This is a genomic window from Pseudomonas sp. (assembly GCF_030684895.1).
GTDB lineage: Bacteria > Pseudomonadota > Gammaproteobacteria > Pseudomonadales > Pseudomonadaceae > Aquipseudomonas.
In genome coordinates this window covers 1-8857 of the sequence record NZ_JAUXXP010000055.1, presented here as the reverse complement: position 1 = coordinate 8857, position 8857 = coordinate 1, and the positions used below count along the sequence as shown (strand labels likewise).

Here is an 8857-nt window from a genome sequence, read left to right as displayed (position 1 = left end):
ACCAGGGCCTGGACGTGCTGTGCATCCAGAACGCGGCGACCAGCCGTGAATACATGGGCTTGCCGCACATCATCGAGAAAACCACGGGGGCCAAGCGCAAGGTGGTGATCGTTGGCGGCGGCCCAGCCGGTATGGAAGCGGCGCGCGTGGCGGCCGAGCGCGGCCACGATGTAACCCTGTTTGAGAAGAAGGACCAGCTCGGCGGGCAAATCAGCCTGGCGGCCAAGGCGCCGCAGCGCGACCAGATGGCCGGCATCACCCGCTGGTTCCAACTGGAGATCGCGCGCCTCGGCGTCGACCTGCGCCTAAGCACGGGTGCTGATGCTGCGAGCATTCTCGATCTACGTCCGGATATTGTCGTGCTGGCCAACGGCGGTCATGCGTTTATCGAGCAGAACGAGCACTGGGGCTCAGCCGAAGGCCTGGTGGTGAGCAGCTGGGACATCCTCGATGGCAGCGTTGCACCGGGCAATAACGTGCTGGTGTACGACACCATTTGTGAGTTTGCCGGTATGTCGGTGGCCGACTTTATCGCCGACAAAGGCGCCAAGGTGGAGATCGTTACCGACGACATCAAGCCGGGTGTGGCCATGGGCGGCACCAGCTTCCCGACCTACTACCGCAGCATGTACCCCAAGGAAGTGATCATGACCGGCGACATGATGCTGGAAAAAGTCTACCGCGAGGGCGACAAGCTGGTGGCGGTGCTGGAGAACGAATACACCGGCGCCAAAGAAGAGCGAGTGGTTGATCAGGTGGTGGTGGAAAACGGCGTGCGTCCAGACGAGAGCCTGTACTACGGGCTCAAGGAAGGCTCGCGCAACAAGGGTCAGATCGACGTCGAGGCGCTGTTCGCGATCAAACCGCAGCCTTGCCTGAGCGAGGCCGGCGACGGCTACTTGCTGTTCCGCATCGGTGACTGCGTGGCCCAGCGCAACATCCATGCGGCGATCTATGACGCCCTGCGTTTGTGCAAGGATTTTTGATCCGGGCGCTGAATCGTTGTGGGAGGGGCTTTAGCCGCGACAAGGCGAAAAGCATCGCAGCTAAAGCCCCTCCCACTAGCCTCACCTTTTGGATTGAGGATGTCCTCGATGTTGAACACCCTGCTCCCTATTCTGCTGTTCGCTGCCCTGGCCCTTGCGGTTATTGGCGCGGGCAAACGCTTTCTAATGTGGCGCCGTGGCCGTCCGGCTCAGGTTGATTGGCTGGGCGGCCTGCTGGCCATGCCGCGCCGCTATATGGTCGACCTGCACCATGTGGTCGCACGCGACAAATATATCGCCAACACCCACGTGGCCACGGCCGGCGGTTTTGTTCTGGCGGCGGTGCTGGCGATTCTGGTGCACGGCTTTGGTCTGCACAGCCGCATTCTCGGCTTCGCTTTGCTGGGCGCAACCGCATTGATGTTTGTCGGCGCGCTGTTTGTCGCCAAACGTCGGCTCGACCCGCCGTCACGGCTGTCGAAAGGCCCGTGGATGCGCCTGCCGAAAAGTCTGCTGATGTTCGCCGCCAGCTTCTTTATCGCCACCCTGCCGGTGGCCGGCATCCTGCCTGCCGACTTTGGTGGTTGGGTGTTGGCATTGTTGCTGACGGTCGGCGTGGCGTGGGGCGTGTCCGAGCTGTTCTTCGGCATGACCTGGGGCGGGCCGATGAAGCACGCCTTTGCCGGCGCGTTGCACTTGGCTTGGCATCGTCGTGCTGAGCGCTTTGCTGGTGGCCGTTCCACCGGTTTGAAACCCCTTGATCTGGATAACCGCAACGCCCCACTGGGGGTTGAAAAGCCCACAGATTTCACCTGGAACCAACTGCTTGGCTTCGACGCCTGCGTGCAGTGCGGCAAATGCGAGGCGGCTTGCCCGGCCTTCGCTGCCGGCCAACCGCTTAATCCGAAGAAGCTGATTCAGGACATGGTGGTCGGTTTGGCCGGCGGCACTGATGCCAAGTTCGCCGGTTCACCGTATCCAGGCAAAGCCATCGGTGAACACAGTGGCGGTCCGCACCTGCCTATCGTTAACGTGGGTGGCAAGGCGCTGGTCGATGCCGAGACGCTGTGGTCGTGCACCACCTGCCGCGCCTGCGTTGAGGAATGCCCGATGATGATCGAGCACGTCGATGCCATCGTCGACATGCGCCGTCATCTCACGCTTGAAAAAGGCGCGACGCCAAACAAGGGCGCTGAAGTACTGGATAACCTGATCGCCACCGACAACCCTGGCGGCTTCAACCCCGGTGGCCGACTGAACTGGGCAGCGGATTTGAATCTGCCGCTGATAAGCGACAAACAACAGGTCGACGTGCTGTTTTGGGTTGGCGACGGCGCCTTCGACATGCGCAATCAACGCACGCTGCGTGCGTTCGTCAAAGTGCTCAAGGCGGCCAAGGTCGACTTCGCTGTGCTCGGTCTGGAGGAGCGCGACAGCGGTGACGTGGCCCGTCGTCTGGGCGATGAAGCGACCTTCCAGCTGCTGGCCAAACGCAATATCGCCACCCTGGCCAAATACCAGTTCAACACCATCGTCAGCTGTGACCCGCACAGCTTCCATGTACTGAAAAACGAATACGGCGAACTGGGCGGCCACTACCAGGTACTGCACCACAGCACCTATATGGAGCAGCTGATCAGCGCGCAGAAGTTGAACCTGGGCCAACATAAGGGCGGCAGCGTGACCTACCACGACCCGTGCTACCTGGGCCGCTATAACGGCGAGTACGAAGCGCCGCGCGCTGTGCTGAATGCCATCGGCATTGAAGTGAAGGAAATGCAGCGCTCGGGCTTCCGCTCGCGTTGCTGCGGCGGCGGCGGCGGTGCGCCGATCACTGATATCCCAGGCAAGCAGCGGATTCCCGATATGCGCATGGGCGACATCAAAGAGACCGGCGCCGAGCTGGTGGCCGTCGGTTGCCCGCAATGCACCGCCATGCTCGAAGGCGTGGTTGGCCAGCGGCCGGAGGTTAAGGACATTGCCGAGCTGGTGGCCGATGTATTGATCGAGCAATCCGCACCGGTAACGGCAGCGCCTAAAACAGTCGTGGAGGTCGCGTAATGTATGGCATCAGTGCTTGCCTCCCCTCTCCCGCGTGCGGGAGAGGGGCCGGGGGAGAGGGTTGCATTCACCACGCCGGTGTCGCCTGCTTCCCCCTCTCCCTAGCCCTCTCCCCCGAAGGGGCGAGGGGACTGATTGTGTCAGCTCAGGAGTTGCGTCTATGAGCGACCTGATCCGCCGTGATCCACGGGCTGAGTGGATCGCCCGCAACCGCCTTCACCCACTGCATGCTGCATCGCAGCCAGCGGCCGTGAGCTGGATGGGGCCAAATGGCGTCATCCGTAAGAACCCGCATGGCGTCGGCTTTATCGGCCCTAATGGCCTCAAGCGCATCGACCGTTCCGGCGCGCAGCAGGGCGGCAGCCAGAAACGCAACACGGCCAGCGCCGTGGTGCAGTTGCCGCTGCACGTGATTGAGCAACCGGCGTTCTATATCGCCGTGGTGCCGGATATGCTCGGCGGCCGCTTGAGCGCCCACGACAAGGACCTGCTCGGCCTGGCGCACAAGCTCGCCGGCAGCGACGGCGCAGTGGTTGCGCTGATCTTTGGTGAACACAAGGAAAGCGCCTTCGACTGCAACGGTGTTGACCGCCTGCTGCAGTTCGCAGATGACACTTTCGACGGCTACGCCCCGGAAGCGCGGGTGCTGGCCCTCGGCGCAGTAGAACGGCAACTGTCGCCTCGCCACTGGTTGCTGCCGGACAGCCGCAGCGGCGGTGGCGAGTTGGGTCGCCGCCTGGCTGCCAAACTCGGCGAGCGCCCAGCGACGCGGGTCTGGCAGGTGGCCGATGGCATGGCCAGTGGGCGTGCCGGTGCTGGGCGGGAAGATTTGCTGCAACAAGCGCCACGCTTGATTCTGGCGGCGGTGGAATGCGCCGAGCCGGTCAGCGAAACCCGCCATGAAGTGCGCCCGCTGGCGCTCAGTGAGGCGCTGGCCAGCCATTTACCGCGTATTCAGGATCTCGGTGCGGTGGCGGTCGACCCGGCGCAGATCCCCATGGCCGAGGCCGAATTTATTCTCTCCGGCGGCAACGGCGTTAAGGACTGGGCGCTGTTCCACCAGGCCGCCACCGCGCTGGGCGCCACCGAAGGGGCCTCGCGGGTGGCGGTGGACGATGGCTTTATGGGCCGTGAGCGCCAGGTCGGCGCGTCCGGCATCTGGGTCACCGCGCGGGTGTATGTGGCCGTGGGCATCAGCGGGGCGATCCAGCACCTGCAAGGCATTGGCGCCTGCGACAAGGTGGTGGCGATCAACCTCGACCCGACCTGCGACATGATCAAACGCGCCGACCTCTCGGTGATTGGCGAGTCTGCGGCGATCCTGCAGGCGCTGATCGAGCGCGTCGCCGCCCACCGGCAGGGAGCAGAACGTGATGCGGCATAAGGTAGCCCGGATGCAATCCGGGGCCCTCAACACCGACTCCCGGATTGCATCCGGGCTACGGGGGATGCATGGCTGACTTGAATATCGTTGCGCTGGTCTCGGTGGGTGCCCACCCGACTTCCGGTCGCCCGCGCCGCGCCGAGCAGGATGCCCGCGCCGTCGAGCTGGGCCTGCGCCTGGCCGGTGAGCGGTTGCAGGTGCTGCATGCCGGCGACCCACAGCAGGAGGCGCTGCGTGCCTACCTGGGCATGGGTCTTAATCAGATCAAAATTCTCGAACAGCCGGCGCACAGCGATGCGCTGCCGGTGCTGGCCGAGTACCTGGCCGACTCCAGCGCACAGCTGGTGCTGACCGGCAGCCAGGCGGAAACCGGTGAAGGTTCGGGCATGCTGCCTTATCTGTTGGCGGAACAGCTCGGCTGGCCACTGGTGGTCGGGTTAGCGGCGGTGGAGCAGGTCAGCAATGGCGTGGCCCAGGTGCTGCAAGCGCTGCCGCGCGGTCAGCGGCGGCGCTTGCAGGTGCGTTTGCCGTTTGTCGCCAGCGTCGATAACGCTGCGCCCGTCGCCCGCCAAAGCGCTTTCGGCCCGGCGCGGCGTGGCCTGTTGACGGCCGAGGAGGTGGAGCGGGTCGCCGATCCGCTGTTCGCCAGCGCGCAACTGCAACCGGCCAAACCGCGGCCCAAACGCCTTAAGGTAATCAAGGCCAAGACCGGCGCAGAACGCATGAAGGCTGCTACTGCCAAAGCGTCCGGCGGTGGCGGGCAGGTGCTCAAAGATGTATCGCCACAGGCCGGTGCCGAGGCTATCTTCAAGTTGTTATTGGAAGAGGGCGTGCTGCGTTAGCGCCGCCTAAGAGCACCACAGGTCGTAGCCCGGATGAAATCCGGGAGGCCGCGATCCCCGGATTGCATCCGGGCTACGGTTTACTACTGAGCCCACGTCATCACCGCACCACTGGAGGAATGGACCATGATGCACGCCGACCTGATCGATCATGAAGATCTACGCGAACGCCTGGTGGCGCTGGGCCTGTCGATTCCGTCTGGAGTCACGGCGGAGCAGGCGTGTGAGCATGCCGTTAGTGGACTGAGCCCGGAGCGGGCGGTGGCGCTACGGCGCCTGGTGGAGGAGTTGCTCGGCGGTAGCGCGACGCTGTTGCCGAATGTGCGCGAGGCCATCTCGCGCACTTTGTTACCGGCACTTGTGCCGCGCTAGATGCGCCGCAGATTATCCATGTAGGAGCGGCTGGGCGGCATCCGCCATGCCCGCGAACCTCGCAATCGCGGCCATGGGCCGCTCCTACAGGTTGCAACCGATAACGGGGAGCAAGTGTCTCGCAAGAGACGCTGTAACCATCTGAGTCGAAAAGGTTCTAGTTCGTTGCCGTCATCGCCTGGCGAATATCCCCCGCCAGCTGTCGCACCCGCGCTTCGTCGGTGTCCCAGGAGCACATAAAGCGCGCGCCGCCTGCCCCGATAAAGGTGTAGAAGCGCCAGCCCTGGCCGCGCAGAACTTCGAGAGCAGGTTCCGACATCTGCAAAAACACCCCGTTGGCCTCAACCGGGAACATCAGGCTAACCCCCGGAATATCGTTGACCAACTCGGCGAGCAATTGCGCGCAGTGGTTGGCGTGCTGGGCGTATTTCAGCCAGGCATCGTTCTGCAGGATGCCGACCCAGGGTGCGGACAGGTAGCGCATCTTCGAGGCCAGCTGACCGGCCTGCTTGCAGCGGTAGTCGAAGTCGACCGCCAGGTCCTTGTTGAAAAACAGGATGGCCTCACCCACGGCCATGCCGTTCTTGGTGCCACCAAAGCACAACACATCGACGCCGGCCTTCCAGGTCAGCTCGGCCGGGCTGCAGCCGAGAAAGGCGCAGGCGTTGGAGAAACGCGCGCCGTCCATATGCAGATGCAGGCCCAATTCGCGGCATACCGCGCTAATCGCGCGCACTTCATCGGGCGTGTAGGCCGTGCCGACTTCAGTGGCTTGGGTGATAGTGACTACGCGGGGTTTCGGGAAGTGGATGTCCTGGCGTTTGAGAGCGAGCTCGCGGATCGCTTCGGGGGTCAGTTTGCCGTTCTCGGTCTTGGCCAGCAGCAGCTTGGAGCCGTTGGAGAAGAACTCCGGTGCGCCGCACTCGTCGGTTTCGACGTGGGCGGTCTCCGAGCAGATCACGCTGTGATAGCTCTGGCACAACGACGCCAGGGCCAGGGAGTTGGCCGCCGTGCCGTTGAAGGCGAAAAACACTTCGCAATCGGTTTCAAACAGACGGCGGAAATGGTCGGCAGCGCGCGCTGTCCACTCGTCGTCGCCGTAGGCGCGCTGGTGGCCCTGATTGGCTTCGGCCATGGCGGCCCAGGCCTCGGGGCAGATGCCGGAATAGTTGTCGCTGGCGAATTGTTGCGAGAGATCGGGCATGGGGGCTTCCTTGTGGGCGACCGAGGCTAAGCAATTTGGGATGCCTCTACTGTATCTGCGGTCACGTCGCCGTGCAGATACCAGGGCGACATCCTCTGCCACGCAGGCGAAGCCGCAATGCGCTGTCGTCTATAAGGCCTGCGCAATTGCGACGCGTGCATGTCGCAAACGCAATCCCCCGTGGCGTGCCTAGGCATCTGACTGATCAGGGCCAGTCATACCATCGGCTCACAAGGGCACAGCCCGTTCCGACACAGATGCGCTGCGTTAAGGCGCCGCAGGAGATCAGCGATGTTCAGCAAGCACGACCAGATTCAAGGCTACGACGACGAATTGCTTAGCGCGATCAACGCCGAGGAAAACCGTCAGGAGCACCATATCGAGCTGATCGCCTCGGAAAACTACACCAGCCAGCGGGTGATGGAAGCCCAGGGCAGCGGCCTGACCAACAAGTACGCCGAAGGCTATCCGGGCAAGCGCTATTACGGCGGTTGCGAGCATGTCGATGTGGTCGAGCAGTTGGCCATCGACCGCGCCAAGGCGCTGTTCGGCGCCGACTACGCCAACGTGCAGCCGCACTCTGGCTCCTCGGCCAACAGCGCGGTGTACCTGGCGCTGATCAATGCCGGCGATACCATCCTCGGCATGAGCCTGGCCCACGGCGGGCACCTGACCCACGGCGCCAAGGTGTCGTCCTCGGGCAAGCTGTACAACGCCGTGCAGTACGGCATCGACACCGCGACCGGCTTGATCGATTACGACGAGGTTGAGCGCCTGGCCGTCGAGTGCCAGCCGAAGATGATCGTCGCCGGTTTCTCCGCCTACTCGAAAACCCTGGATTTCCCGCGTTTCCGCGCAATCGCTGACAAGGTCGGGGCGCTGCTGTTTGTCGACATGGCCCACGTCGCCGGTCTGGTCGCTGCCGGTCTGTATCCCAACCCGATTCCGTTTGCCGATGTGGTGACCACCACTACCCATAAAACCCTGCGTGGTCCGCGTGGTGGGCTGATCCTGGCCAAGGCCAATCCGGATATCGAGAAGAAACTCAACTCGGCGGTCTTCCCCGGCGCCCAGGGCGGCCCGTTGATGCACGTGATCGCGGCCAAGGCGGTGTGCTTCAAGGAAGCCATGGAGCCGGGCTTCAAGGAATACCAAGCGCAGGTGATCAAAAACGCCCAGGCCATGGCCAAGGTGTTTATCGAGCGTGGCTACGACGTGGTGTCCGGCGGCACCGACAACCACCTGTTTCTGGTCAGCCTGATCCGTCAGGGCCTGACCGGTAAAGACGCCGATGCTGCCCTGGGGCGTGCCGGCATCACGGTTAACAAGAACGCCGTGCCGAATGACCCTCAGTCGCCGTTTGTCACTTCCGGGCTGCGTATCGGTACGCCGGCCATCACCACCCGTGGCCTCAAGGAAGCGCAGAGCATCGAGCTGGCCGGCTGGATCTGCAACATCCTCGACCACCTCGGCGATGCCGATGTGGAGGCGCAAGTGGCGACCTTGGCGGCAGGCCTGTGCGCTGACTATCCCGTTTATCGCTGATTGATCCCTCTCCCTACGGGAGAGGGTGCCCGAAGGGCGGGAGAGGGTAAGTATCTCGCGCTGCGAGTATTTTGAATCGACAACCCGTAGCCCGGATGAAATATGGGGAGATGACCGAACACGATCAATACCCTCGCCGCTGAAGAGGGAAAACCGGCAGTTTCGCGGTGTTCTCGGCCCTCTCCCCCAGCCCCTCTCCCATGAATGGGAGAGGGGAGCTACCCGCGAAACCCGCCCTACGAAATACAGCGCCTAGAAACAACAAGGCCCGTCATCGACGGGCCTTGTTGTATTTCGAGCTGGAGCTCAGACCGCCGAGACGTCTTCCGCCTGCAGGCCTTTCTGGCCCTGGGTCACGCCGAACTCGACCTTCTGGCCTTCGACCAGGGTGCGGTGGCCGTCGCCACGAATGGCGCGGTAGTGAACGAATACGTCCGGGCCGCTTTCGCGCTGAATGAACCCG

The 8857-nt window shown here is 63.3% G+C and carries 7 protein-coding genes and 1 pseudogene; 6 read left to right on the top strand and 2 right to left on the bottom strand.

Annotated features, from left to right (window positions below):
• The 5 genes and pseudogenes from dgcA to Q8M42_RS12620 form a co-directional block, all read left to right on the top strand.
• Positions 1-986, top strand: a pseudogene (gene dgcA / locus Q8M42_RS12640) (dimethylglycine demethylation protein DgcA); the annotation flags it as partial.
• Positions 987-1094: 108 nt separating this feature from the next.
• Positions 1095-3047, top strand: a complete 1953-nt coding sequence (gene dgcB / locus Q8M42_RS12635) for a dimethylglycine demethylation protein DgcB (protein WP_304871240.1) — start codon at positions 1095-1097, stop codon at positions 3045-3047.
• Positions 3048-3207: 160 nt separating this feature from the next.
• Entirely contained in the window at positions 3208-4431 is a 1224-nt protein-coding gene (locus Q8M42_RS12630) for an electron transfer flavoprotein subunit alpha/FixB family protein (RefSeq protein WP_304871238.1), read from the top strand.
• Positions 4432-4499: 68 nt separating this feature from the next.
• A complete protein-coding gene (locus Q8M42_RS12625; RefSeq protein WP_304871236.1) occupies positions 4500-5273 on the top strand; it encodes an electron transfer flavoprotein subunit beta in 774 nt (257 codons plus the stop codon).
• Between the two features lie 126 nt (positions 5274-5399).
• Entirely contained in the window at positions 5400-5645 is a 246-nt protein-coding gene (locus Q8M42_RS12620) for a hypothetical protein (RefSeq protein WP_304871234.1), read from the top strand.
• A 157-nt stretch (positions 5646-5802) separates the two neighbouring features.
• Here Q8M42_RS12620 and Q8M42_RS12615 read toward each other — a convergent pair whose 3' ends face one another.
• Complete coding sequence (locus Q8M42_RS12615; RefSeq protein WP_304871233.1) at positions 5803-6849, bottom strand: low specificity L-threonine aldolase; 1047 nt, start codon at positions 6847-6849, stop codon at positions 5803-5805.
• A 291-nt stretch (positions 6850-7140) separates the two neighbouring features.
• On the opposite strand from Q8M42_RS12615, the gene glyA reads away from it, so the two are divergent.
• Positions 7141-8394, top strand: a complete 1254-nt coding sequence (gene glyA, locus Q8M42_RS12610) for a serine hydroxymethyltransferase (RefSeq protein ID WP_304871231.1) — start codon at positions 7141-7143, stop codon at positions 8392-8394.
• Between the two features lie 306 nt (positions 8395-8700).
• Here the strand turns inward: glyA and Q8M42_RS12605 are convergent.
• The coding region (locus Q8M42_RS12605) for a cold-shock protein (RefSeq protein ID WP_305284052.1) at positions 8701-8857 on the bottom strand (157 nt) is incomplete at its 5' end.